Below are 26,241 nucleotides of genomic sequence, written 5' to 3'. Positions count from 1 at the left end.
ATTAGCCATTGGAGTTTTAAAACTATATCCATTGTACTATATATGCCATTAATAAGCACTACCATAGAGGAAAATATCAATTTTCAGGATAATTGCCGAGCAAGCGGAATTTATCTTGCGATGCGTGGAGCTCTGCCAATACGGAAAGTACTTTTGGATCTGCCAAGGATGCTTCTAAGTCGAGGTAGAACAAGAACTCAAAGTTATGTCCTACGATTGGACGGGACTCGAGTTTTGTAAGGTTCACACCGATATTAGCAAACTTGGTGAGCAATGTACCAAGCCCGCCTGGAGCATGACTTGCAGTCGTTACTACTGAGATTTTATTGGCTCCTGGGTATACGTGGAAATCCTTACTAATGCAGATAAAGCGCGTATAGTTGTTATCGCTATTTTGGATATTTCTCAATAATGGAGACAAATTATATAGGTCTGCACATTGAGGTGCTGCGATAGCCGCTACTCCAGGGTCATCACTAGCTGCTACGAGCTGTGCAGCTCGAGCTGTATTGTCATAGGAGCGTAATTCTACGCCTTCTAACTTATCTAGGAAGTGACTACATTGGCCCAACGCTTGAGGGTGGGAAATTATGGTATGAATATCTTCTAGTTTTGTGCCTTTTTTCACGAGCAAGTCATGAGATATCCAAAGGCGCGTGCCGCGGACTATATAGCATTTGCGCTCTTCTAAGAGGTCATATACTTCTTTTACAGACCCATTGGAGCTGTTTTCGATAGGTAATACACCGAATTGACATTCGCCGGATTCTACGGCATCGAATACGGAACGGAAACCTGTTACATAATGGATTTGGCTGAGAGGTAATAATTTATCACACGCCATTTGAGCATTGCTGCCAAATACGCCGGCGCAAGCTACACTGCCCCGTTGAGGTGGCAAGGTAGGGGATTGCTCAATGGCTTTTTTCATTTTCAACGTGAATTCATTGTCTTGGAATAACTGCTCAGATTGGTATGTGCGACTCAAGCTAAATAATGCTTCAAAAAAACGGCGTGCATATAGATCGAGGTCTGGACCTGCATCTTTTGTTACCTTGTCGAGGATGTCGCGCTCGCGTTTGGCATCGTAAATGGCCTTATTCATTTCCTTTTTTGCTGCTGCTACGTCCTTAGAGAGTTCCATGCGCTCTTTGAAGAGGGCGAGCATTTGGTCGTTTATATCGTTAATTTTAACGCGTACTTCATCTAAGTTCATGGTCAATATCTCCTAAGAAATCAAGAATGACGAGGGCCGTAACGGCTTCGATAACAGGTACTGCACGGAGTGCTACACATGGGTCGTGACGACCTTTGATGGTGAGTAATGTGTCTTCTTTTTGTGAAAGCGACACAGAATGTTGTTCCTTATAAATGGACGGAGTAGGCTTAATGCCCACTTGCATAATGAGGGGCAAGCCGTTGGTGATACCACCTTGAATGCCACCACTATTATTGGTAGTTGTTGTGATTGTATCTCCATCCATTGTAAAAGCATCGTTCACCTCGGAGCCAAGGCGAGAACATATGTCGAAGCCACCTCCAAAGGACACACCTTTGATGGCAGGTACGCCAAAGATAACGCGAGCTAATCGGTTCTCGATGCCATCAAAGTTTGGATTGCCAAGACCGATTGGTAATCCCGTAGCCACAACCTCAACAATACCGCCTGTGGAGTCGCCATCTTTTTTGAGTTTCATGACCAAGTTTTCTACTTCAGAACGCTTGTATGCATCGAGCATAGCAATTGGTTCTGTAGCAATTTCACGAAGTGCTTTCATATCTGGATGAACCATATCGATAGGAGTATCTTGGATTGTACCAACTTGTTTTAAATGACCGTGAATTTCGATACCTTTTTCACGTAGTAGTTGAAGGGCGATGCCACCAGCCACGCAAAGAGGTGCTGTAAGACGCGCTGAGAAGTGGCCGCCACCTCGCATATCTACCTTGTCACCGTAGCGCATGCGAGCCGTAAAGTCTGTGTGCGATGGACGAGGTATGTCGCGCAAGTTATTGTAATCGCTAGAGTGCTGAGAGGTATTGCGAATCATAAATGCCAATGGAGATCCACTGAGCATGCCATCTACCATACCTGCTAAGAATTCAGGTATATCGGCTTCTTTACGTTGCGTCTGTAATTGGTTTTGACCTGGCGCACGGCGCTTTAAGAAGGCTTGTAGCTCATCGATGTCGATGATATGTCCACAAGGGAGGCCTTCCACGATACCGCCGATGGCATACCCATGAGACGCGCCAAAGGTAGATACTTGTATGGTTTTACCGAAATTAGATGCCATTAGCATTACCTCCTAGTAAGTTCCAGTCCTCAAAGAAGTCTGGATAGGATTTTGTGATAGCTTCGCTATCTTTTAATGTCACAGGATTTTCACTGATGAGTGCCATCAATGTTCCTGCCATAACGAGGCGATGGTCGTTAACACAATCACCTTGTCCTCCTTTTAGTATACCACTACCGATAATATATAGGTCATCACCATCTTCGCGAACCGTGCCTCCTAAATCTCTTACGAGATTAGCAACGGCTTCGAGGCGATCGGATTCTTTCAAGCGTAGGCGCGCACCCTTAACAAAGGAGCTTTCACCATGGATAGAGCAAGCGAGGGCTGCCATAACTGGCAGCATATCGGGCATTTGTTCGAGGTCGGCATGGATTGGTTTTACTGCACGACCCATAACGGTTACGTTCATGCCATCCCATACTACATCACAACCGGCATCAATCATAATCTGCATGATGCGACGATCCGCTTGCACAGAATTTTTGTTCATACCCGTAATGGTAATTGGTTTACCTGTCATGCCCGCTGCTACCATCCAAATAGCCGTATTGGACCAATCGCCTTCGATTTGGTAATTACTTTGACCTTTAAAAGTAGCATTAGCCGCTACTGTAAAGGATTCTTGGACGGTGTCAGCAGCAGGTGTATGGTCGACTGTTACGCCGAAGTCTGCCATCGTTGTAGTTGTTAATGTTACATAGTCGCTAGATTGAAGCGGCGTAGTAGATGTGATTGTAGCGCCTCCACATTGTGGCGCAGCTAATAATAATCCAGAGAAAAACTGGCTACTCACATCGCCAACCATACCGAACTCACCGCCTTGTAGACGACCTGTCATAGTGAATGGTGGTTTATCTTGGGAGAATGTTACGCCGTGAGCTTTCATTTCACCGAGCATGGGCTCTAAAGGACGATCTGGTAAACGCCCTTTCGCATCCACATCTACCTCATTACAAATGGACGCTGCCACTGGTAATAAGAGGCGCAATGTAGTACCGGATTCATGGGGAACTATATTGCCCTTTGTTGGCACAGGACCAGGTGTAACAGTGACAACTTTGTTTTCATACACAACGTGTGCGCCTAAGCCTCGCAAGGAGTCAATAGTTGCATTGATGTCTTTAGAGGTGCGGCTCAGTAGTATGGTAGATGGCGAGTTTGCGAGAGTTGCGCAAATCAGCGCACGGTGCGCATGAGCTTTTGCAGGAATGGACGCGATAGTCCCTGTAGGGATGGCGTTCGTTACGGAATGCATATAAATCTCCTTTATATCTCAGTCTAAATAGGTTGCAAGTTCCTCGTGTGTTACCACTTTGAGCTCGCTGTGACCATAGCTAGTAGGTACTACGATTTTAATGGTTGCTCCTTCGCTTTTTTTGTCGTGCTTAGCGGCAGCTAGAATTTCTTCTTTGCTTATCGTTGTTGCGGTTGGCAAATCGTGTGCTTTGATGAGGGCCTTTAATTTCTTTAAAGCTTCCGCATCTAATTCTCCATGTTTGACGGCACCTTGTGCCATGAGCACCATACCAATAGCAACGGCATAACCGTGATGTACCTTGAAATGACTCGCTTTTTCGATGCCGTGACCAAAGGTATGACCGAGGTTTAAGAGGGCACGAACGCCAGACTCGCGTTCGTCTTGTTCCACGATATCCGCTTTTGCTTGAACGCAACGAGCGATGACAGTACTAACACTATCGCGATGTTTAATTAATGGTTTATGTTCTAGTTGGGTTAATAAACCAGGTACGTCGAGGAAGCCGTATTTGATAATTTCGCCGCACCCATTAATCCATTCCATATCAGGTAATGTATTGAGTGTAGCTGGATCGCAGAGGACGAGGATAGGTTGTTTGAAAGCGCCCCATAGGTTTTTCCCGGCTTCGAGGTTAACTGCTGTTTTACCACCTACAGAGGAGTCTACTGCGGCTAATAGGGATGTAGGAACCTGAACATAGTCGATACCACGTAAATAGGTCGCTGCAGCAAATCCTGCCATATCGCCTACAACACCGCCACCAAGGGCGATGAGCAAGTCTTTGCGAGTCAATGATTGGGCCGCCATGTATTCTACTAAATCGATGAGTTGATGTGCATTTTTGGAGCTTTCACCAGCAGGGAAAACATAATCACAAACAGCATAACCCGCATGTTCCATATTAGCTTTCACAGAGTCCAAATAGTGAGGCGCCACGTTGCTATCGCTGACGATGATAACACGGCAATTTGGTTTTAATGGTTTAATATAATCGGTGATGCGTTGTAAAGCGCCTTCCTCGATGACAACATCATACGGTGTAGATGCATTAATATGGATGCGAGTCATAACGGTTCCTTTCTTAAAAGAATAAGCTAGTACCTATTATAACGGATACTAGCTTATTTGTGTGATATGTAAGATTATTTAGTGCATTCTACCAATGCTTGGCGTAACGCATTAATTTCTTTCATAAGGCTAGTGAATTGGTCTGGACGCAATGCTTGCGGACCGTCGCACAATGCTTTGGCTGGATCGTTGTGAACTTCAATCATAAGGCCGTCTGCACCGCCGCCTACGGATGCAAGTGAAAGCGGACGAACCATGCGGCTCATACCTGCTGCGTGGCTAGGGTCCATGATAATTGGCAAGTGAGATAATTCATGCATCATAGGAATTGCTGTTACATCTAAGGTATTGCGAGTCTTAGTTTCGAATGTGCGGATACCGCGCTCGCATAATACAATTTGTTCATTGCCTTCGGACATGATGTACTCAGCAGCCATCAACCATTCTTCGTATGTGGCAGATAAACCACGTTTTAAAAGAACTGGTTTATTTAATTTGCCCACTTCTTTTAAAAGCGTGAAGTTTTGCATGTTACGAGCACCGATTTGAAGCATATCTACATTATCAAAGTATTGTAATTGGGAGATATCCATAACCTCAGAAACGATAGGAAGACCTGTTTCTTTTTTAGCAAGCTCTAATAACTCTAAGCCTTCTGGGCCCATGCCTTGGAAGGAGTATGGGGATGTACGAGGTTTGAAAGCGCCACCCCGAAGGATTGTGGCACCAGCTTCTTTACAAGCTTTAGCAGTGGCTAATACTTGTTCAGGTGTCTCTACAGAGCAAGGACCGGCCATTACTGCGAAGTGACCACCACCGATAAGTGCACCACCTACATTGATTACAGAATCATCGGGATGGAACTTGCGGTTTGCTTTTTTGTATGGCTCTTGAATGCGAGTTACTTTATCTACGAAATCTAGGGACTCGATTTGACGCGCATCAAGAGATGCAGTATCACCAATCAGACCTAGAATATTGTATCGCGTTCCTTCTACTGGGTGGATAACAAATCCTTGAGCCTCTAATTCACTGCGTAAACGAGATACTTCTTCTGCTGCTGCATTTTGTTTCAATGTAATAATCATGATAATTCCTCCTTGTAACTACAGTGAATAGTTGGGCTGACCATACGGATAGCAAACAAAAAGGGCTACCCGTAATCTAATACGGGTAGCCCTTTTACTATTCTAAGCAACTAATGTTGAATAATCCTTTATTAGCGCATCACAAATAGTTCCTTACCCGTACGTTGGATAAAGAACCAATAAAAGTATTGTTTTGCTGTGAGGCTAATTTGGTTAGTCATCTTTGGTTGCTCCTTTCTAAAATGTTGGGTATAGTATAAACCCAAATGATAAAATTATGCAATACCTAAAAATGAATTTCATGGAAGTTTTAAAATATTTTTGATATGGGAATTAACAGGAACTGAGACGTTTTGTGGTATTAAGCGTATTTTTGATATAATAAAAATAAGAAGCTTTTATTGCTTATAGGATATTTCGTAATACGCCTAAATCGATTCTTATAAATATGCTTATAATCAGAAAGGGCACCTATGATTATTCAAATCTTAGATCATATAACAGAGGAAATAAAACAAATTCGTGTCGATGTATTTATAAAAGAACAAGGGTTTGAAGACGAGTTTGATGAAATCGATGAGACTGCAAAGTTTGTGCTCTTATCCATTGATGGTAAAGCGGCTGGTACGTGTCGATATTTTCCCAGTGACACAGCTGGAGATGCACATATTGGGCGTATGGCGGTACGCAAGTTGTATCGTGGACAACATTTAGGTACTAAGATCATGATGGCCGCCGAAAATGCTATTCGTCGTGACGGCTTTAAGACGTGCTCCTTGTCAGCGCAAGTACAGGCCAAACCATTCTATGAATCCCTTGGATATCGTGCTGAAGGGGACGAATACCTTGATGAAGGCTGTCCGCATGTGATGATGCGGAAAGTATTATAAGCCGTTCAATAGTGTTGTATAATAAGAATTGATGGATATATTATTATTGTACATAGTATTTTATAAGTAAATTGATATATCTTTTTGAGAGGTGAGAGTTTATGAAACTAGCAGAAGCATTACAAGAACGATCTGATTTAAATTATAAAATAAGCGATTTAGAGCTTCGCTTAACTCAAAATAGTTTAGTGCAAGAAGGGGAAGTACCGAATGAGAACCCTGAAGAACTTTTGAAAACATTAGAACAATGTGTAAATAGACTTCAAAAATTAATTGCAGATATTAATTTAACAAATTGCAAAACTATTATAGAAGGTCGATCTATTACTGAAATCATTGCCGAAAAAGATTGCGCTGCTTTGCGCCTAACTGCTTATCGAACATTGGCATCTAGCGCAGGTAGTATTAATTTCCGTGCGAGAGGGTCTGAGATTAAGCTAATGCCGACTGTGAATGTGGCAGACATCCAAAAAGAAGCTGATCATATCGCAAAACAAGTACGTTTATTAGACAATCTATTGCAGTCTGCTAACTGGACAACTGAATTGATTGAAAGCTGATAATAGTTGGTAGTTTGAAACAGGGTGGACACAAAACCTTTTGCTTTTACCAAGCTTATTATGAATACATTCATGGGGCGAATGAAAATCTACGGTGTAGGCCTATTTGCGCACAAATGTATTGATACAATTTACAATGTATAACCATGTGTCAACTGTAAAACGAGGGTGGCGTTTGGGGACTATATTTCTAGCAACATATACACTGATATGATAGTTTTTTGTTTTTTAGAGATAAATAGGAGAGAGCTGTTTAAATTTGCAGCAATTCCTCATAACTAAGGTTTAAATAATCATGAAAAAAGAGCTGATAGCGTTATAGCTATTAGCTCTTTTCTATTGGCTCGTACGTCCCTAGATATTGTATTTTATAACGTCTATTATTCTAAATCGTCAAAATCAAATGCCGCTGCTTTTGTATAGTTTGTAACTTTAGCTTCGAAGAAGTCAGTTTTTGTGCTATTCAAGTTGGAGAAGCTTTCGATCCATTCCATTGGATTATCCTTGATTTCAGGATATAGATGAGGCAAGCCGATTGCTTCTAAGCGAATATTCGCAAGGTATTTGATGTAGCGCTCGATAAGAACGTTGTTAAGGCCGAGGATTTTATCATCAGTGATGTACTGGCCCCAAGCGATTTCATTTTCCGTACCTTGACGAATCATGTCCGTAATTTTCGCCTCTAGTTCAGGTGTGAACAAGTCAGGACGTTCACGGCGTAACTCGCGGATGATGTTTTGGAACAATACGAGGTGAGTTACTTCATCGCGGTTGATATATTTGAAGATAGTGGATGTAGCTGTCATCTTACCTTGGCGTGCCAATGTGTAGAAGAAGCTAAAGCCAGAGTAGAAGTAAATACCTTCTAAAATATAGTTCGCAATGATTGTATGAATAAGGTTTGCTTCGCTAGGATCGTCGCTGAATCGTTGGTATGCATCGGCGATGAAGCGATTACGTTCAAGTAATGTTTTATCTGTACGCCATTCGTCATAAATTTTGTCACGTGTAATAGGATTTGTTACAGTGTCCAAAATGTAGGAATAACTTTGAGCGTGAATTTCTTCTTGGAATGCTTGGATATTCAATAAGGATGCCACTTCAGATGCTGTAATATAGCGGCTCAAATTAGGCAAGTTTTCAGATTGAATGGAATCAAGGAAGTTCAAGAACGCAATGATTTTATCGAAGGCACGACGCTCGTAATCTGTTAAGTATGGGAATTGTTTAACGTCTTCGTTCAAGGAAATTTCTTCTGGAATCCAGAAGTTGTTGAGCATTGTACGGTACATTTGATTTGCCCAGTCGTACTTGATACGGTTCCATTCGCGAAGGTTTGTGGTATTACCGCCAATCATAGATTGAGTGCCACGGTCACCTTTTTCATTGAAAATCAGTTTTTTATCCATAGTAGGACTCCTTTATACGATGATGCGACCTATACTTCTATAGGTCGTCATCAGATTTATAATGTTGGTGAAAGTATCTTTTACAGGTTTAGTGCTCTCTAGTTATAGAGTATATTTTTTGTAAACTATGGCAATGATATCTTCAACTTTTACCATAGCTTAAATTGTATTATAGAATGTAGCGTGTATCTATCCTATATTAGGAGGAACAGCTTGTGCATTCATCCATTTCAAGGGATTGGTTACGGATGTAGTAGATCGTTTTGATCCCTTGTTTGTAGGCTTCTACGTAAAGGTCAAGAATTTCTTTCGCTTTCATTTGAGGCGTGATATACAAGTTGAAAGATTGTGCTTGGTCAATATGACGTTGACGTACGCCACAAGCTTTGATGGACCATTGTTGGTCGATTGTATGTGCCTCTTTGTATAGCCAGAATGTTTTGTCGTTCAAATCTGGTGCCGTTTTTGGTGTGAAAGAACCTTTCTTCTCTTCGATGAAGAATTTTTTGAAGATAGGGTCGATACCAGCTGTTGTATTAGCGATGTTGGATGTAGAACCTGTAGGAGCTACGGCCATCAAGTAACCGTTGCGGATACCGTATTTTGCAACGTCCGCAGCCAATTGTTTCCAACGATCAGATGTGTAACCACGACGTGTGAAGTATTCACCAGTTTCCCATTCGGAACCTTTGAATGCTGGGTACGCGCCTTTTTCTTTTGCAAGCTCCATAGAAGCTTTAATCGCATAGAATGCAATGTTTTCAAATAATTTGTCCGCTACTTCGATGTGTTCATCAGATTCCCATTGGATATCATGGTTTACAAGGTAGTGGTGATAACCAGACGTACCAAGACCGATAGCGCGGTATTTATCAGAAGTCATGCGAGACTCTGGTACTGGTGCTTGGTTGATGGAGATAACATTGTCTAACATACGAATTTGAAGGGCAATGTTTTCTTCCAACTCTTCGTCTGTAATACGGCCAAGACTGATAGAGTTCAAGTTACATGTAACCATGTCGCCTGTATTTGTTTTAGTAGTAATTGTACCGTCTTCGTTGATGATTTCTTCAGCAAGATTAGTGAAGCCAACGTTTTGTGCGATTTCATGACACAAGTTGGATGCGTAAATCATACCTGCATGTTTGTTAGGATTGGCAGCATTTACAGTATCGCGGAAGAAGATAAATGGTGTACCAGTTTCAACAGCGGAGCGCATGATTTTTTTCATCATATCTAATGCTGGTACTTCGATGCCGTGTAAGTTAGGATCTTGTTCACATTCGAGGTAACGTTTTGTGAACTCCTTATTGTCATCAGTATCGTAGTAGTCCTCTAAGGAATAGCCTTTTACAGCCAAGATTTCATGAGGATCGAAGAGGGTGAAGTTTTCACGAGCTAACATACGTTCCATGAAGATGTTTGGAACGGAGATAGCAGGGAAGATATCGTGCGCTTTGCGACGATCATCACCATTATTTGTACGAAGCTCTACGAATTCGTAGAAGTCTTTATGCCAAATATCAAGTGTTACTGTAGCGCCGCCCTTACGTTTACCCAATTGGTCTACCGCAACTGCAGTATCATTGTACAAGCGGATCCAAGGAATAACGCCACCAGAGGAGTTTTTGAAGCCGCGAATATCGGAGTTCAATGCACGAACTTTACCAAGGTAGATACCAAGAGCACCACCGTGTTTAGATACGCGAGAGAACTTGCTATTTACGTCGTAAATGGACCATAAGTTATCATCTACACCAGAGATAAAGCAAGAGGACAATTGGTGGAATGGTGTACCAGCATTTGCCAAAGTAGGTGTAGCTGTCGTCATTTTTAATTGACTCATCAAATCGTAGAATTTCTTAGCGTATTCTACTTTATTTTCCCCTTCTACAAGAGCCAAATGCATTGCGATAGCCATGAAACGTTCTTGAGGTAATTCAAAGATTTCTTTGTTAAAACCTTTTACCAAGTAACGGTCAGCCAATAATTTGAGACCTTCATAGTTGAAGAGATAGTCGCGCTTAGGTTTGATATAATCGCCTAATTCTTGCAATTCGTCAGCTGTGTACTCTGTAACGAAAAAGTCTGCGTATTTTTTCTCTTTTACAAGCATGTTGACTAGATTTGGGAAGTTTCCGTAGCCAAATGCTTTGTAACGACGAGTAATAGCGGCTTCTTTATAGAGATCGAACAAGAATAGGCGGGCTGCTACGAATTGCCAATCTTGGTTCATTTTATTAACTTGGTTGCCGAAGCCGTCGTCTTTTTTAGATATAACTTTTTCGATAGCTGTTTGGACTAAAGTCTTTTGAATTTCTTTAGTAGTCATGCCATCAACGAATTGCAACTTCGCATCCATTTCTAATTCTAGTGGATCACAAGAATCTAACCCCAAACATGCGAAGGCTATCATTCGTTTCGTTTTTTCAACGGACAACGGCTCGAAATGGCCATCCCGTTTCTTGATCATAATCTCCATTACTGTTCCCCTTGAGAGCAAAAAGTCATAAAACTGTTAATATAGTCGTATAAGCATATATAAGATTAGAATGAATTATATAAAATATCTTTAAGTTGAGTCTAATCAGAAAAATAAGAAAACTACTATATATGGTAGTTTTCTTATTTGGCTTATACATTATGTTACGATTATAGCGAAAAAAATCTATATATTCAATATTGACATTTGGAAATTTTTTAATATAGTTTTACAAAAAATGTCGATATGGCTGAAGATGCCTTAAATTACTAGCTTTCATAATTAATTATATAATACGCTAAAAATAATTCTTCGTGCGCTGTCTTGATATGCGTAGTAGGAGTGGATTAAGAGTTTGTATCCCGTGCCTTCTATAATGACTGAATCTGAAGCCGTTTTAGGAACAGTGAGAAATTTTTCATATATATGATGAACCTCGGTCACGCCATTTGGTAGAGATACCTCTAAATCAAGGCCTTCATTGATGAATCTAAAGTTGATAGATTCATAGGATGCTGTTGGTATGTCAGCTGTACTATCAGAAGGCTCACGTACTTCTAATTCGATGTTAGAAATGAATTTATTATATCCTACAAGCGAAATAACATGAGGTTCTTCAACGGCCGTAAAGCTGATAAACTGAATATTTCGTTCCTTATATATTTCCGTTGCTCCTGATTTTGAAGAATCCCCCTGTATAATCGTCCTGCCATAGTCTGTAAAATCAGGGTTAAATGTTTCTGTAATAGGCAAGTATACGTGCCATTGACCGTCAATTTTCGTATAGTTTGTAAATTCTCGATGGGATGTGTAACCGATAAAAGGCATTAAAAGGACTGCACCTAGGGCGAGCGCCATAATTGTTGTATGGATCGATGGAGTCAAACGCTTTACAAAGGAGTATACATTATGTGCTAAGAAGATTAGATTGAATGCGGCTACGTAAATCGTATTGAGCCAGAGTACGGGCTCATTTATTACGCGCTTGCCAATCAGGATTAAACACAATATTGTAATCGTAATAAATAAGAAACATAGAATCCTTTGTGTCTTGCTGCTTTCACTAGACCTGAAACTAGCCAAGTAAAATAGATAGAAAATGGCTACATACGGATAATATGTGTAAAGGAATCGTGCATCTTCACGGAGGCCTAAGAGGATCAATACCAAGTAGATATTAGCTAGAATACCTGTAATGATGGAAGCTTTTGGTAGTATGATTCCAAAAACAACATTATAGAATGTATTTGGTTCTGGCGGTCCATCAAGCTCCTCTTTATAAGTGCACAGCATGGACATACAGATAAAAATATTAATAGCGGCTAGTGCTTTAAAGATTAGATCATCAAAGGTAAATGGTTTGTTCAGAATGATGAAGAAAAACCATAGAGTCATGATTATGACGACATTGTACAGTGTTGATGTAACAATGGTAATACCAATCCGTTTCAGGCGATTGATGATTTCGCCGATGTAGTATTCTCCAGGCGATGTAAAATATAGAGCAATCATAGAGTACAGCCATAGATATGATATGTTTTCTGTGGCTAGCTCGATGCCTCGTATGTGATGGTACGTTTCATGAATCGTATATAGACCAACGCTGATACCTATGCTTAATAATGTATATACTATGGAGAACTTTCGATCTCGTGTTATATATGATTGTAGTATGACGATGAAGAAATACAGCCCATAGAACCAAAGGTCTATATCGGCAAACCAATCTTGCTCTAGATAAAACGGTGTACATGAAAATACGGCAATTAATGCCAGTAATATAGGTGACTGCGTTGCTAGGTCACGCAGCGAAAACCATAAATGTGTAATTGCAGATTTCATAGATTCTCTCCCTTTATAAAAATAAATGCCCCCCTCTTATCTGTAGTATACATGTTTTCTAGTGAAAGTCCTATGAGGTTTTACAGGCGTCTGAATTTACATTACAATAACATTAAGAGCTAGTATTTATAGAAAAGAGGTCGTTCACATGGAGTTCTCTTATTTTTTACCAGTACATATCCAATTTGGTTGGGATAAAGTCGATAGTGTTGCTGATTTTGTTAAGCCTTATGGCAATAAAGCACTCATCATAACAGGGCGGACAAGTGCCAAAAAATCTGGACTATATGACCGTGTGACGGCTAAACTTGATGCGGCACATATCGAACATGTGTTGTTTGACCAAGTGGATGCAAACCCCTTAACGACGACTGCGTTGGACGGTGCTGCTTTAGCTAAATCTGAAAGCTGTGATATGGTCATTGCCATTGGTGGTGGCTCTATCATGGACTGTGCAAAAGGCATTGCATTTATGGCCGTTAACGATGGTGACATTAACGACTATATATTTAACCGTAAAACCAGTGATAAGGCGTTGCCTCTTATTGTAATTCCCACAACCTGTGGCACCGGCTCCGAAGGTAATGGCTTTGGTGTACTTACTAATCCCGAAACAGGAGACAAGAAATCCTTGCGATGTAACGCCATCGTACCAAAAGTATCCATCGTAGATCCCGCAGTGATGGGCACAATGCCGCCCCATGTATTGGCATCTGTGGGATTTGATGCACTCTGTCATAATATCGAGGCGTATACTTCTAAAACGGCACAACCTTTTACCGATGCATTAGCTCATTATGCTGTAACTTTGTTAGCACAATATCTTGTGCCTCTATATAAACATGTGAAAGCAATGGATGAAGGCAAATCAGCTGTTCTCAACGAAACTCAACTTACAAAAGCTTGGGAGTCCGTTACATTGGCTAGCACAATTGGAGGCATGGTTATTAATACCGCCGGTGTAACACTTGCTCATGGCATGGAACATCCTGCTAGTGGGCTTAAGGATATTACCCACGGTGTAGGCCTTGCCGTTATTGAACCTGTTGCAGTGGAATATACATGGAGTGCTAACCCCGATAAATTTGCTACATTGGCACGTATATTTAACCATGGAGATGGCTCCGAAATGGGTGAAGCACTGCGTTTAATCGTCCATGAGTTAGACCTTACCACAAACCTTACAGAACTAGGTTTTACAAAAGAAGACATTCCTTGGCTTGTCGATAACGTGTATGTCGTAGCTACCGGCAATATTGCTAATACAGTGGCCGACGTGAGTCGGGAAGATATAGAAATGTTGTATAAGAAAATGTTCTAAGTATTGTCATGATAGGAGAGAATTTTGTTCCAAGGATTTTATGGCCTATTAACGGTTATGCTATGCGTGTTGTTTGCAATTGTGGTAGCGCTATTTAACATAGCACCTATTACATACATGGTTTTTGGTATAGCCATAGTATTGAGTGTGTTACTGCAATATGGTCGCTTTAAGAAACGAACTATATCTGAAAGAGCCTATAATCGATTGGCTTGTGGTTTGTTTGTTGTCATAACCCTTTGTATATCTTGGCTCGTAGCTGATTGGCTTAAATATGATATTCAAACGACTCGTGATCAAACTGATGGTTTTGAGTTTAGTACGATGGATTGGAAACGTGGTTGGCCTGATAGTGATGAATTACCAGAAGGATTAAAGCGTCCTAGTGTACTTCCAGAAGGGATTATTAGAGCCTCAGCATCTGGTGATGACTTAGCTTGGGCGGGTGCATATCCTACGAAATATACCGTTTTAGAAGGGGACCCTGCAGTTATTGCACAGTATGAGAAAATTGCAAAGGCACAAGCTACTTATCAAGTACAAATCGATAAGCATGGTGTTTTACGTGATTTAAATACGGGAGAACGAAAAACGTCAATATCTCATCCGAGTGAATATAATATTATTGAAAGTATAAATGAAGAGCCAATAAATCTACCTAAGCGAGATTTTGTTGAATGGTTGCGCTTTGCACCTAGAAAAGAAACAAAAACGGTGGTTAATCAAAGTACTAGCTCCGTTCGTAATCATAGACTATATGTATTTGTAGATAATGGTGATATAAAAAGGCCTCATTTTGTAGAACTGTTAATCAATGATGATGGGACTCGAGCTGTGTTTTATCAGTCGAATTAAAATACTTAAGACTTTTACAAATTCGATTGTGGAGAGTGTATATGCGACAGTGTTTAATGTATTTAAAGAATTTGTTTACTGAGCCTCCATATAGAAAAAGTATATGGTTCTTTATAATTCTTTGGGTACTAACATTTTTGTTTTCGGATGAGATATCATATTCTGGGTTATACTATTTGATTTTGTTAGTAGCTACGATTGTGTTATTGTTTGAAAAATGTGGAGTAATCGATAGTGAGAAAGCTATACGAAAAAGATTTTTAACATATTTTTATGTAATCTTTTTTCTGTGTATGCTTCCCACATTAGCTGTTAATTTAGCATTTTCTGCTATAGGGGTATCTCATTATGATACAAAACAGTGGCACTCTACATGGCCCTCATCTAAAGCGGGGTATATTCCGGCTCCATTACAAACACCTAAGTCTTTACCAGAGAGCTTGAAAGTGGTTTCTTCTGCTGAGGTAATTGGATTGGGTGGGAGTTATAGTTGCTTGGTATTAGATGGTGATGAAGCTACTATTTCACAGTATGAGGAAACTGTTAAATCTCATGCTTGGTATTCGTTTGTAAATGGCAGGAAAAATGATAGTACCTTTAAAGCACTTAATTCATTTACATATCCAAAGGATAGAAATTTATTAGTTAGTGACGTGAATGAATATTATGAGATTATTACCGTTCAACGACAAAACTGGAAATTATTTCCCTGGGTAATTGATGGTACACAGAGTATCGGTGATGATCCTAAGGAAGATTATTATTATAGTACTCGGATATCAGCTGAGAAATATATAGTATATGTTGTTTACCATAACTTTAATCATGATCAGCCTAGAGTCATTTACTTTATGTTTAATCCAGAGCGAACGCGAATGATTACTGTAGATATAGATATGTATCATTAGTTTTTATTAGAATGTCTATAAAAAATTGAAATAATACTTGAATATATTATAATGTGTTCAAATATTGGAATTGACAATTTTAAATCATATCTCTATAATGTGAATTAAAGAGAGACTCGGATATTCACTGTCCCAGCCCTAGGGCTGGGATTTCTTTTTTTAGTCTCTAGTAGTTTAGTTTGTAGAGAGGTGTTATTATGGCAGATCAAAAAAATAAAAATGTGGATGCCTTAGCGCAAGAGATTACCTTGAAAAGTCGTGGACAAGGAAAATTGCGTCAGTTCATTTTATGGATGGGGGCTCTCATCATAGGCGCTATCTTAGGATGGCAACACATTCCAGCTCTAAATGAGCTCTTTAATTTTATTGCAGCAGTCTTTACTCGCTTGTTCCAATTCATTGCGATTCCAACAGTGTCTTTAGCGGTTATTACTACATTATCTATGCTAGGTGCTAAAAAGGACACAGGTCGCATCTTTGGTCATGCCGTAGTGTATACATTACTTACTACCATTTGTGCAGCGGCTGTTGGTCTTGGCTTATACCTCTGGATTGCTCCAGGTAACTTACCACTTGATGTAATTGGTGCTGGCGCATCCCAAGTACCAGAAAAACTCGGTACCGTTACCTATTACGATCATTTCTTATCCGTTATTCCAAACAATATCTTGCAACCTTACTTACAAGCTAATGTATTGTCCGTGATGTTCATCTCCGCATCCGTTGGTTTAGCCTTTGCTTTCATGCCACGCACAGAAAATCGTGAAGCGGTGTTGAAAGTGTTATTTGGTTTACAAGAGTTATTGTTCACGTTGATTAAAGCATTGCTTTATGTATTGCCAATCGGCATCCTTGCCTTTGCCGGTCAATTATCTGCACAAATCGAAGCAGGTGTCATTGTTGGTGCCTTAGGTAAATATACGGCTGTTGTTATTGGCGGCAATTTAATCCAATTTTTTATCGTAATTCCATTGTTCTTGTTATTCCGTGGTTTAAACCCTGTAGACGTATTCCGTAAAATGTCTCCAGCCGTAGCTGTTGCGTTGTTCACAAAATCTTCTGCAGCAACGTTGCCTGTTACATTGGCATCTGCTGAGGATAATTTGAAAGCGCATCCTGCAGTAGCTCGTTTTGTATTGCCAATTTGTACAACAATTAACATGAATGGCTGTGCTGCTTTCATTCTTGTTACATCCTTATTCGTAATGCAAAATGCTGGCATGGAATTAACGATTGGCACAATGACAGCCTGGTTATTTATTGCAGTTCTCGCTGCTATTGGTAATGCAGGCGTTCCAATGGGCTGCTATTTCTTGACCTTGTCCTTGATGAGCTCCATCGGAGCACCAATCGGCTTGCTGGGTATCATCTTGCCAATCTATACGATTATCGACATGATTGAAACCGCTGAAAACGTTTGGTCTGATGCATCTGTGTGTGCCATGGTTGACCATGACCTTCAGGGTAAATTGGACGACTCTAGTGGCGACGATATGCCACAATTCCAAGGTGCTTAATTTCGTAGGTTAGATAAGCTTAAGAAAATACCTAATTATATAACTCAAATAAAAGGTTATCCTGTGAGGGGATAACCTTTTTTATCTGCTAGATTGATTGTAATTATATAATGATAATTTCAACTAAAAATATAGATGCTAAAAGACTAAAATTCAAAACTAAATTATATTTTTAAAAACTAACAATAGTCATATTACTAGGTATGTATTTTATGTTATACTTTCAGATAGAATAATATCGAATTAATAGAAGGCTAGTTGGCACATTAGTTGTGGACTAGAGATTAGAATGAAAGATAAGTCAGTATTACCTATAGAGAAACAATTAAATAAATTTCTCCAACCGAAATGTCTCATCCCAGGAGGTCTTGGTTTATGGGAAATGTATTTTCGCAAAATTTGCACGGCTTGGGGCGAGATTAATGGTGAAATTCGACCACAGCATATCATATTTTCTGCCGATAATGGTTGTAACATGGAAGGCTATGTAGGTTATAACTATGAGGTGACACAAAAGCAGTCTCGTAATATGTTACTAGGGCGTTCATCGGCGACACAATTTTGTAACTTTAACAATATTCCTTATGAGGTTGTAGACGTAGGAATTGCCTCAGATGATGGTATTGGTGTGGATCGCAAAGTAGCGAAGGGTACAAAGAATATTTTGAACCATCCTGCCATGGCTGACGATGAATTTAATAGCGCCTTTCAAGCTGGATATGAACGGATTCAACATTATGTAGAACAAGGAATCAATCTGTTCTCCTTTGGTGAAATGGGGTTAGGGAATACAACAACCTCTGCTTGTGTTTTGTCTGCATTAACTGGAGCCAAGCCAACGGAAACCGTAGGCCCTGGTTCCTGGCCAGACAAACCAGAGCTGATGAAGCGTAAAATTGATTTTGTTCGGTCTGTTTTAGAGCATCATAAGAACAATATAGTTTCTGAACATGAGTCTGACCGAGTTCGTAAAATCGTAGCTCATGTAGGAGGCTTTGATATTGCTGCTATTCTTGGGGCGATGCTAGCTTGTGTAGATTTTGAAAAGCCTTTTGTTATTGACGGTTTTATAACATCTGTGGCAGCTGCTTGTGCAACGCACATAAACGCTCGTGTTAAGGACTATGCATTGCCATCGCATTATTCTAAAGAAAAAGGTACGGAAATCGCTTTAGCTGAGGTGGGAATCACTCAAGACATGGTTCCTATTCAAGCACAAATGTCGATGGGAGAAGGCACAGGAGCCATTTTGATGGTGCAAATGCTAAAAACAACGCAGCATATGTTTGTAAATGTGGGCACCTTTGCAGAGCTGATGAAATTATAAGGAAGAAGAATGGAAATAAATAAATACTTTGATATACATTTTGAGCGAGCCGATGATGCAACCATTGCTAAAAGGTTGATAGGTGGGGCTAAGATTAAGGGACCTGCTTTGGTTATCCTGATCCTCTCCATGTTTATTGCCTCTATTGGGTTGAATATGAATAGTACGGCAGTTATTATTGGTGCTATGCTTATATCGCCGTTGATGGGACCTATTCTAGCAACTGGTTTTGGCTTCGCTACGCTTAATTTTACAGTTGTGAAAAGCGCTATTTTAAGATTATCCTTACAGATTACGATTGCTGTTTTGGCATCTACTTTATATTTTTATATTTCCCCCGTTCAGACGGCTACATCTGAACTATTAGCGCGTACAGAACCGAGTATTTTTGATGTCTTTATTGCTATATTTGGTGGGTTAGCTGGGATTATTGGACAAACGCGTAAGACCTTAGATAATGTTATACCAGGGGTTGCGATTGCAACTGCACTTATGCCACCACTATGTACGGCAGGGTATGGCCTTGCTAATGGAAATTGGAACTATTTCTTTGGGGCGGGCTATCTATTCTTTATAAATGCATTCTTCATCTTCTTTGCATCTTTTATTGTTTTAAAGGGTGTATATAGTTTGCCATTCCATAAACAAGCAGAAGAGCTTATTCGTCGTAATCAGCTAATATTTCTTGTGATTGGTCTTATTATGGCTATACCAAGTATTTATGCAGGCTATGATATGACCATCAAGTATTCTGAGTCAAATCATATAGAGCAGTTTATTAAGAACGATATTAATCAAGATGGACGTCGACAAGTGATTGATTATTCATTGGATCGAACGAATAAGCTAGTAGACTTAGTAGTTATAGGAGCTCCTGTGAATTTAGAGGAGCAAGCCCAGTTGGATGACAAGTTACAGAAGGATGAGTACTTGCAGCCTTATACATTACGATTTGTTAATAGCGTAGATGAGAAAAAATCTACTATGGATAAGACGAACTTGAATAAATCTTCAGAGAATCTTGAAACATATAAAAACTTGAGTAATCTGTACCAGCCGACTTATCAACTAGTAAGTGAAACTATAAACACTATGAAAACGACAGAAGCTGAAGCAAAGGCGTTGTTCCCATTTGTAAGTAAAGTGGAAGGCATGCCTTTGATAGATAATTTAGAACAGCCTAAAGCGAGTCGCTATATGGTGATTATCTATACCACGTCCACTGTATCTGATGCAGATTTGGAACGAATAAAAGCTTGGCTAGAAGCTAAATTATCAGCACCTGTAACTATTTCTATCGAGCAAACAACGTCAACTCTATAAGTTGATTTTTTGATTTTGATTAGATTGTTTATTATATAGAGCGACATTTATAACGGTACTAAGTTTGATTTTAGCTATTAGGTATATTACCTAGTAGTACGGGAAATCATCTTAGTACCGTTTTTATTTGCTTGGTATAGTTAAACGTTATTATTTTATCCTTGCTATAGATTTTAGTTATAAAGATTAATATATAAAATCTATTATGCAAGTAGGATTTAAATTGCTATACTTACAACATCGAAATTATTAAATAATTAAATGTAGATACATGAATAAGAAAATATAAATTTATTACAATATCTACGTGTGTTGTATACGCGTGAGTCCTCGTCAATAGATGCAGGTGTTCATCGTAGATAGGAGGATTACATGAAAAAATGGTTAGCATTAGCAGCGACGGCCGTACTAGGGGCGTCCTTATTGATTAGTGGTTGTGGTTCTTCCACAACCAATGAAAGTTCCAGCAATGCTGGTAGCTCTAAAGCAGAGGTGTTAAAAGTGGCAGCGAACCCTGTACCTCATGCTGAAATCTTAAATCAAATCAAGCCTTTATTGGCTAAGGAAGGTGTAGATCTTCAAATCATTGAATTTACAGACTACATTCAACCAAACATGGCATTATCTAGCCATGAAGTAGATGCAAACTTCTTTGCTAACGTGCCTTACCAAAATAACTTCAATAAAGATCATGGTACAAACTTCGTAAGCTTTGCACCAGTTCACATCGAACCATTAGCTATTTACTCTCAAAAAATTAAAGATTTGAAAGATTTGCCTAATGGCGCAAAAGTAGCGATTCCATCTGACCCGACAAACAGTGCTCGTGCACTTCTCTTGTTGCAAAGTGCAGGTCTTGTCACATTGAAAGACCCAACTGGTTTGACTAACACACCGTTTGATGTGACTAGCAACCCTAAAAACATTCAAATTACAGAGTTGGAAGCAGCTCAAATTCCTCGTTCCATTCAAGACTTAGATGCAGCTGTAATCAATGCTAACTATGCATTGCCAGCAGGTCTTAATCCTACAAAAGATGGCTTATTCGTAGAAAAAGCGGATTCTCCATATGCAAATCTTCTTTCCGTAAACCCTGGTGATGAAAATAAACCAGCTATTCAAAAATTAGCTAAAGCATTACAATCTCCAGAAGTTAAGAAGTTCATCGAAGATCATTACAAAGGGGCTATTATTCCAGCGTTTTAATCAATGATCGTTAATAACATATATGTATTTAATACAATACTCTCTCATGACATAACTTTATAGATACGAATAAGATATACTATCTTATGAACTAACCCCCAAATTGGAATCCATTTTGGGGGTTAGTTTTTATCTATTGCATATTGTCTAATGCAGTTAATATATTTGATTTGTCCTGTTATGTTGCAAAAGTTACGTTATTTTTCATTGTAAAATGGTATAATACTTTTTACATCCTATTATATATATGACTTTGTAATTTAAATCTTAACATATTTTCTATAACATTTTAGATATAGAAATAACTTAGATTTTAACTGCTGTTGTTGTATAATAAAGATAGGATATTTAAAAATTTAGATATTTTGGTGAAAGTATTATATCCTTATCTAATTTAATTTTTATTTTAGATGCTTAGTACAGTATATATGTTGTACATATTACATGTGAGACTTTCACAAAAATAAGTATGGTCACTTAGGTGGTCATACGGTCGTTAAAAAGAGAGGTATTTATGCAGCACATGCTACGCATGGGGATTGACGTGGGGTCTACAACGGTTAAAGTTGTATTATTGGACGAACACGATAATTATTTGTATAAAAAGTACATACGCCATTATGCAAACATATTGGACACAGTATATACCTTGCTACAAGAGGCTCAAGTTGGTCATGAAGACGCTCTTGTTCATGTATGTATTACTGGTTCTGGTGGGATGGCTATGGCCGAAAAGGTGCGCATCCCATTCGTACAAGAGGTTATTGCTGAAACGCGAGCTGTGAAAGCCCTCTATCCAGAGACAGACGTTATCATCGAACTTGGTGGTGAAGATGCGAAGGTTACGTATTTAGGTCAAACTGCAGAACATCGTATGAATGGCTCCTGTGCTGGTGGTACGGGCGCTTTTATTGACCAAATGGCGACTTTATTGCAGACAGATGCATCTGGCCTTAACCAATTAGCCATGAATGCTGATACGATTTATCCAATTGCGGCACGCTGTGGCGTATTTGCTAAAACAGACGTACAAGCTTTGTTAAACCAAGGTGCATCTCATGAAAATATTGCAAAATCTGTATTCCAAGCAATTGTAAATCAAACGATTGCTGGCCTTGCATGCGGTCATAAAATCGAAGGTAATGTAGCGTTCCTTGGCGGTCCGTTGACATTCTTGTCTGAATTACGCCAATGCTTCTGTGATACCTTAGAGCTAGATGAAGCGCATCGCATTATCCCTGAAAATGGTGAATTATTCATCGCTTTAGGGGCGGCATTGATGAAAGATGAGTGCCGTGAGATTACGGTTGGTCAATTGACAAAGGAAATCGGTGCACTTATTGGTATTCCTATGGAAACTACAGACCGTGTGGATCCGCTGTTTAAAAATGAACAAGAATTAGAAGAGTTCCGAGCTCGTCACGCTAAGGCGGTAACGCCAAAGGCGAATATCGAGGATGCTCAAGGTCCTTGTTACCTTGGTATTGATGCTGGCTCTACTACTCTTAAGGTAGTTCTTATCAATAGCAACAAGGAAATTATCTTCTCTCACTATGGTCCTAACCATGGTAAACCGTTAGAAAAATCTCGTGAAATCATCGAGAAAATATATGAATTATTGCCAAAAGGCGCCTATATTGCACACTCTGGCGTAACTGGCTACGGTGAGGCCTTTCTTAAACGCGCCCTCGGCATCGATATTGGTGAAGTAGAAACGATGGCTCACTATCGTGCGGCCCGATTCTTCTGCCCTGATGTATCCTTTATTTTGGATATTGGCGGTCAAGATATGAAATGCTGTAAGGTTCGTGATGGGTACATCGAAGATATCGTGTTGAACGAAGCTTGCTCCTCTGGTTGCGGCTCTTTTATTGATACATTTGCATCTGGTCTACGCATTCCTATCGATCAATTCGCAAAAGAAGGATTATTGGCACCTATGCCAATCGACTTAGGATCTCGTTGTACTGTATTTATGAACTCTAAGGTTAAGCAGGCTCAAAAAGAAGGTGCTACGGTACAAGATATCGCAGCAGGTCTTGCTTATTCTGTAATTAAAAATGCCCTTTATAAGGTTCTTAAGGTGAAAGACCCTAAAGAATTAGGCGATCATATCGTTGTTCAAGGTGGTACGTTCTATAATGAATCTGTTTTGCGTGCCTTTGAGAAATTGATGGGCGTAGAGGTGATTCGCCCTGATGTATCTGGCTTGATGGGTGCATACGGTATGGCTCTTCTTGCAGCGGAAACGGCGGAAGAGTTACAAAAGGGTGAAAGTACATTGCTAGATAGTGAAGGCCTTAATTCTTTACAAGTATCTACGACAATGCGCAATTGTGGTCTTTGCCCAAATAACTGCATGCTTACTATCAATGCTTTCTCCGATGGTCGTACATACGTAACGGGCAACCGTTGTGACCGTGGCGCTGGCGATATGATTCAAGAGAAACGTAAGCCAGTTCCTAACTTGGTAGATGTAAAATTACGTCGTTACTTTGATTACTACTTGAAGAAAAATATTCCCGAGTTTGAAGGTAAAATGCGCGTAGGTATTCCTCGCGTTCTCAACATGTATGAGGATTTTCCATTCTGGTTCACATTCTTCAATAGCTTGGGTTATGAAGTAATCCTTTCAGATTATACGACTAAGGAGCAATACAATAAGGCTATCGATACAATTCCATCCGATACAGCTTGCTATCCTGCAAAAGCTGTACATGGTCATATTCGAGATTTAGCGAATGCACAGGTAGACTTTATTTGGTACCCTTGTATTCAACATGGCCCTAAGGAATTTAGTCGCGACAATAATTACCATTGTCCAATGGTTATTTCCTATCCAGAACTTATCAAAAATAATATGCAAGAGGTATTGGGCGATACTCCATTCCACGCACCATTCTTGCCGTTAGCTGATAAAAAATCCCTTGTTCCGGCCCTTGTGAAAGCATTGGATTTTTTAAACTTAAAGAAGAAGGATATTGCTAAGGCTGTAGACCTCGCTTGGGAAGAGCAGGAAAACTGTAAAGCGTCTTACCGTGAAACGACAAAGAAAACTGTATCTCGCCTCGTAGCAGAACAAATTCCAACAATCGTTTTAGCTGGTCGTCCATACCATTTGGACTCCGGTATCAACCACGGTATTCCAGAATTAATCACATCCCTTGGGATGGCTGTTCTTACGGAAGATGGCGTTGCGCCACTCGGTAATGATATCAAGCATTTACGCGTTGTAGACCAATGGTCGTATCATAGCCGTCTATATCGTGCCGCTGAATTTGCAAGTAGAACTGAAGGATTCCAAATTGTAGAGCTTAACTCCTTTGGTTGTGGCCTTGATTCTATCGTAGCAGATCAGGTAAAAGATATACTTTCAGCAAATCATAAAATCCATACCTTGCTCAAAATCGATGAAGGTACAAACCTTGGAGCCGTGACAATCCGTTTGCGTTCATTGCAATCTGTAATGGAACGTAGCTTGCGTCGTCATCATAATCCTGAGGCGCCGGAAGAGGTAGTGGTAGAGAAATTACCAACTTACGATTACAATCGCGTTGTCTTCACAGAAGAAATGCGTAAGACTTATAAAATTTTGGTGCCACAAATGTCACCATTGCATTTTAGCCTTTTAGAGCCAGTACTCAAAAATGAAGGATATGACTTTGAAATGTTGCCAGCGCCTACGCGTGACGATATCGAAGTGGGTTTAAAATACATTAATAACGATGCATGTTACCCAGCGATTATCGTTGTAGGGCAGCTCATGTCCGCACTATTATCCGGTAAATATGATGTAGATAAGACGGCTGTTATCATCTCTCAAACTGGTGGTGGTTGTCGTGCTACAAACTACATCGGTTACTTACGTAAAGCATTGATTGATGCTGGTATGAAACAAGTACCTATTCTATCTCTTAATGCGAGTGATATGGAACGCCAACCAGGCTTTAAGTTGACAAAAGGTTTCTTACATCGCATGATTCAAGCTGTTGTATACGGTGATGCGCTCATGCAATGTGTTCTTGCCACACGGCCATACGAGACAAATCCTGGTTCTACCGATGCATTATGTGATTATTGGATTAAAAAATTACGTGATAATATTACATCTGCCAGTCTTCGACAATATAATAAGTACATCAAAGAAATCATCCATGATTTTGATAACTTACCAATTAATAAAGATGTACAAAAACCTCGTGTTGGTGTCGTAGGGGAAATTTATGTTAAATTCCATCCAAGTGCTAACAATCATATTAATGAGCTTATCGAAAAGGAAGGCGGCGAAGTCGTTACATCTGGCTTGCTAGATTTCTTCTTGTATTGTGCAATGGATAGCACATACCGTGCTAAGCACCTTGATGGTACATGGCTATCTGGCTTCTTTGGTACATTGGCTCGTGAAGCCCTTGAGCTCTACCGCTTGCCATATGCAAAAGCCGTAGCAGCGTCAAAACACTTTGACCCGCTACAACGTATGACAGAAGTAGCAAAAGAAGCAGCCCAATTCATCGGACTTGGTAACCAATGTGGTGAAGGCTGGTTCCTCACAGGAGATATGATTGACCTTATCGAAAAAGGAGCTAAGCAAATTGTATGCTTACAACCATTTGGCTGCTTACCAAACCACGTAACAGGTAAAGGCATGGTGAAAACACTATCCGCTGCCTACCCAGACGTGCGAATCGCAGCTATCGACTACGATCCAGGATCCAGTGCGGTTAACCAAGCAAACCGATTGAAACTACTACTATCGACAATGTTTGAATAAGGGTGCTCTGTTATATTTTCAATGGGGCCCCGTGACAACTACATAACACTAGTATAGAAAAAACACAGCCCTCTCTTGGCTCAGTACGGCGCTACGCTTCGTAAAATCGCTGCAGA

At 39.9% G+C, this 26,241-nt stretch carries 18 protein-coding genes; 10 read left to right on the top strand and 8 right to left on the bottom strand.

All coding sequences use genetic code 11. The features are described from left to right. Window positions 1-76: 76 nt before the first annotated feature. The 5 genes from DWV85_RS04470 to aroF all read right to left on the bottom strand — a co-directional run bounded on the left by DWV85_RS04470 (window position 77) and on the right by aroF (window position 5,714). Window positions 77-1,216, bottom strand: coding sequence for a bifunctional chorismate mutase/prephenate dehydratase (locus tag DWV85_RS04470; RefSeq protein WP_004698197.1), 1,140 nt, complete (start codon window positions 1,214-1,216; stop codon window positions 77-79). Beyond that, a complete protein-coding gene (gene aroC, locus DWV85_RS04465; RefSeq protein ID WP_123138125.1) occupies window positions 1,203-2,297 on the bottom strand; it encodes a chorismate synthase in 1,095 nt (364 codons plus the stop codon). Before aroC ends, DWV85_RS04470 begins: the two co-directional genes overlap by 14 nt. Then, the gene (gene aroA / locus DWV85_RS04460; RefSeq protein ID WP_123138124.1) at window positions 2,287-3,555 is read right to left on the bottom strand and encodes a 3-phosphoshikimate 1-carboxyvinyltransferase; all 1,269 of its coding nucleotides are present in this window, start codon (window positions 3,553-3,555) and stop codon (window positions 2,287-2,289) included. The genes aroC and aroA overlap by 11 nt, the downstream gene beginning before the upstream one ends. Window positions 3,556-3,573: 18 nt before the next feature. Further along, entirely contained in the window at window positions 3,574-4,626 is a 1,053-nt protein-coding gene (aroB, locus tag DWV85_RS04455) for a 3-dehydroquinate synthase (RefSeq protein WP_123138123.1), read from the bottom strand. Window positions 4,627-4,700: 74 nt separating this feature from the next. Continuing rightward, complete coding sequence (aroF, locus tag DWV85_RS04450) at window positions 4,701-5,714, bottom strand: 3-deoxy-7-phosphoheptulonate synthase (protein WP_101928505.1); 1,014 nt, start codon at window positions 5,712-5,714, stop codon at window positions 4,701-4,703. A gap of 473 nt (window positions 5,715-6,187) precedes the next feature. Here aroF and DWV85_RS04445 point away from each other — a divergent pair, with 473 nt between their 5' ends. After that, on the top strand, window positions 6,188-6,604 hold the full coding sequence (locus tag DWV85_RS04445) for a GNAT family N-acetyltransferase (protein ID WP_004694957.1): 417 nt from the start codon (window positions 6,188-6,190) through the stop codon (window positions 6,602-6,604). Window positions 6,605-6,705: 101 nt separating this feature from the next. Continuing rightward, window positions 6,706-7,164 carry a DIP1984 family protein gene (locus DWV85_RS04440; protein WP_101928504.1) on the top strand — a complete coding sequence of 153 codons (459 nt, stop codon included), beginning with the start codon at window positions 6,706-6,708 and terminating at the stop codon, window positions 7,162-7,164. A 380-nt stretch (window positions 7,165-7,544) separates the two neighbouring features. On the opposite strand, the gene DWV85_RS04435 is transcribed toward DWV85_RS04440, so the two are convergent. The 3 genes from DWV85_RS04435 to DWV85_RS04425 form a co-directional block, all read right to left on the bottom strand. Next, window positions 7,545-8,573: a ribonucleotide-diphosphate reductase subunit beta gene (locus DWV85_RS04435; protein WP_123138122.1), complete on the bottom strand. Its 1,029-nt coding sequence runs from the start codon at window positions 8,571-8,573 to the stop codon at window positions 7,545-7,547. A gap of 199 nt (window positions 8,574-8,772) precedes the next feature. Then, complete coding sequence (locus tag DWV85_RS04430; RefSeq protein ID WP_004694965.1) at window positions 8,773-11,055, bottom strand: ribonucleoside-diphosphate reductase subunit alpha; 2,283 nt, start codon at window positions 11,053-11,055, stop codon at window positions 8,773-8,775. Window positions 11,056-11,337: 282 nt separating this feature from the next. Next, window positions 11,338-12,897 (bottom strand): hypothetical protein, encoded by a 1,560-nt coding sequence (locus tag DWV85_RS04425; protein ID WP_123138121.1) that lies wholly within the window; start codon window positions 12,895-12,897, stop codon window positions 11,338-11,340. Between the two features lie 148 nt (window positions 12,898-13,045). Here DWV85_RS04425 and DWV85_RS04420 point away from each other — a divergent pair, with 148 nt between their 5' ends. The 8 genes from DWV85_RS04420 to DWV85_RS04385 all read left to right on the top strand — a co-directional run bounded on the left by DWV85_RS04420 (window position 13,046) and on the right by DWV85_RS04385 (window position 26,125). Next, window positions 13,046-14,218, top strand: coding sequence for an iron-containing alcohol dehydrogenase (locus tag DWV85_RS04420; RefSeq protein WP_123138120.1), 1,173 nt, complete (start codon window positions 13,046-13,048; stop codon window positions 14,216-14,218). A gap of 24 nt (window positions 14,219-14,242) precedes the next feature. Then, complete coding sequence (locus DWV85_RS04415; protein WP_123138119.1) at window positions 14,243-15,073, top strand: hypothetical protein; 831 nt, start codon at window positions 14,243-14,245, stop codon at window positions 15,071-15,073. Between the two features lie 41 nt (window positions 15,074-15,114). Next, window positions 15,115-15,981, top strand: a complete 867-nt coding sequence (locus tag DWV85_RS04410; RefSeq protein ID WP_123138118.1) for a hypothetical protein — start codon at window positions 15,115-15,117, stop codon at window positions 15,979-15,981. Window positions 15,982-16,178: 197 nt separating this feature from the next. Beyond that, window positions 16,179-17,498 carry a dicarboxylate/amino acid:cation symporter gene (locus tag DWV85_RS04405; protein WP_077707661.1) on the top strand — a complete coding sequence of 440 codons (1,320 nt, stop codon included), beginning with the start codon at window positions 16,179-16,181 and terminating at the stop codon, window positions 17,496-17,498. Window positions 17,499-17,787: 289 nt separating this feature from the next. Continuing rightward, a complete protein-coding gene (locus DWV85_RS04400; RefSeq protein ID WP_077707660.1) occupies window positions 17,788-18,825 on the top strand; it encodes a nicotinate-nucleotide--dimethylbenzimidazole phosphoribosyltransferase in 1,038 nt (345 codons plus the stop codon). A gap of 9 nt (window positions 18,826-18,834) precedes the next feature. Beyond that, window positions 18,835-20,148: a DUF389 domain-containing protein gene (locus DWV85_RS04395; RefSeq protein ID WP_012864837.1), complete on the top strand. Its 1,314-nt coding sequence runs from the start codon at window positions 18,835-18,837 to the stop codon at window positions 20,146-20,148. Window positions 20,149-20,520: 372 nt separating this feature from the next. Then, a complete protein-coding gene (locus tag DWV85_RS04390; protein WP_123138117.1) occupies window positions 20,521-21,354 on the top strand; it encodes a MetQ/NlpA family ABC transporter substrate-binding protein in 834 nt (277 codons plus the stop codon). A gap of 514 nt (window positions 21,355-21,868) precedes the next feature. Continuing rightward, the gene (locus tag DWV85_RS04385) at window positions 21,869-26,125 is read left to right on the top strand and encodes an acyl-CoA dehydratase activase-related protein (protein ID WP_123138116.1); all 4,257 of its coding nucleotides are present in this window, start codon (window positions 21,869-21,871) and stop codon (window positions 26,123-26,125) included. Window positions 26,126-26,241 lie beyond the last annotated feature (116 nt).

Origin of the sequence: Veillonella sp. AF13-2, from assembly GCF_003603295.1 — a bacterium.
Classification (GTDB): Bacteria; Bacillota; Negativicutes; order Veillonellales; family Veillonellaceae; genus Veillonella; species Veillonella parvula_E.
Note: the sequence above shows the minus strand (reverse complement) of the source record. Positions and strands in the feature narration are given on the sequence as shown.

What these genes read in the sequence shown, in the direction of transcription:
- DWV85_RS04400 (WP_077707660.1), top strand. Translation starts at nt 17,788, where the DNA reads ATGAAAGATAAGTCAGTATTACCTATAGAGAAACAATTAAATAAATTT.
- aroB (WP_123138123.1), bottom strand. Translation starts at nt 4,626, where the DNA reads ATGACTCGCATCCATATTAATGCATCTACACCGTATGATGTTGTCATC.
- aroC (WP_123138125.1), bottom strand. Translation starts at nt 2,297, where the DNA reads ATGGCATCTAATTTCGGTAAAACCATACAAGTATCTACCTTTGGCGCG.
- DWV85_RS04425 (WP_123138121.1), bottom strand. Translation starts at nt 12,897, where the DNA reads ATGAAATCTGCAATTACACATTTATGGTTTTCGCTGCGTGACCTAGCA.
- DWV85_RS04385 (WP_123138116.1), top strand. Translation starts at nt 21,869, where the DNA reads ATGCAGCACATGCTACGCATGGGGATTGACGTGGGGTCTACAACGGTT.
- DWV85_RS04405 (WP_077707661.1), top strand. Translation starts at nt 16,179, where the DNA reads ATGGCAGATCAAAAAAATAAAAATGTGGATGCCTTAGCGCAAGAGATT.
- DWV85_RS04470 (WP_004698197.1), bottom strand. Translation starts at nt 1,216, where the DNA reads ATGAACTTAGATGAAGTACGCGTTAAAATTAACGATATAAACGACCAA.
- DWV85_RS04395 (WP_012864837.1), top strand. Translation starts at nt 18,835, where the DNA reads ATGGAAATAAATAAATACTTTGATATACATTTTGAGCGAGCCGATGAT.
- DWV85_RS04430 (WP_004694965.1), bottom strand. Translation starts at nt 11,055, where the DNA reads ATGGAGATTATGATCAAGAAACGGGATGGCCATTTCGAGCCGTTGTCC.
- DWV85_RS04390 (WP_123138117.1), top strand. Translation starts at nt 20,521, where the DNA reads ATGAAAAAATGGTTAGCATTAGCAGCGACGGCCGTACTAGGGGCGTCC.
- DWV85_RS04445 (WP_004694957.1), top strand. Translation starts at nt 6,188, where the DNA reads ATGATTATTCAAATCTTAGATCATATAACAGAGGAAATAAAACAAATT.
- aroF (WP_101928505.1), bottom strand. Translation starts at nt 5,714, where the DNA reads ATGATTATTACATTGAAACAAAATGCAGCAGCAGAAGAAGTATCTCGT.
- DWV85_RS04420 (WP_123138120.1), top strand. Translation starts at nt 13,046, where the DNA reads ATGGAGTTCTCTTATTTTTTACCAGTACATATCCAATTTGGTTGGGAT.
- DWV85_RS04410 (WP_123138118.1), top strand. Translation starts at nt 15,115, where the DNA reads ATGCGACAGTGTTTAATGTATTTAAAGAATTTGTTTACTGAGCCTCCA.
- DWV85_RS04440 (WP_101928504.1), top strand. Translation starts at nt 6,706, where the DNA reads ATGAAACTAGCAGAAGCATTACAAGAACGATCTGATTTAAATTATAAA.
- DWV85_RS04435 (WP_123138122.1), bottom strand. Translation starts at nt 8,573, where the DNA reads ATGGATAAAAAACTGATTTTCAATGAAAAAGGTGACCGTGGCACTCAA.
- aroA (WP_123138124.1), bottom strand. Translation starts at nt 3,555, where the DNA reads ATGCATTCCGTAACGAACGCCATCCCTACAGGGACTATCGCGTCCATT.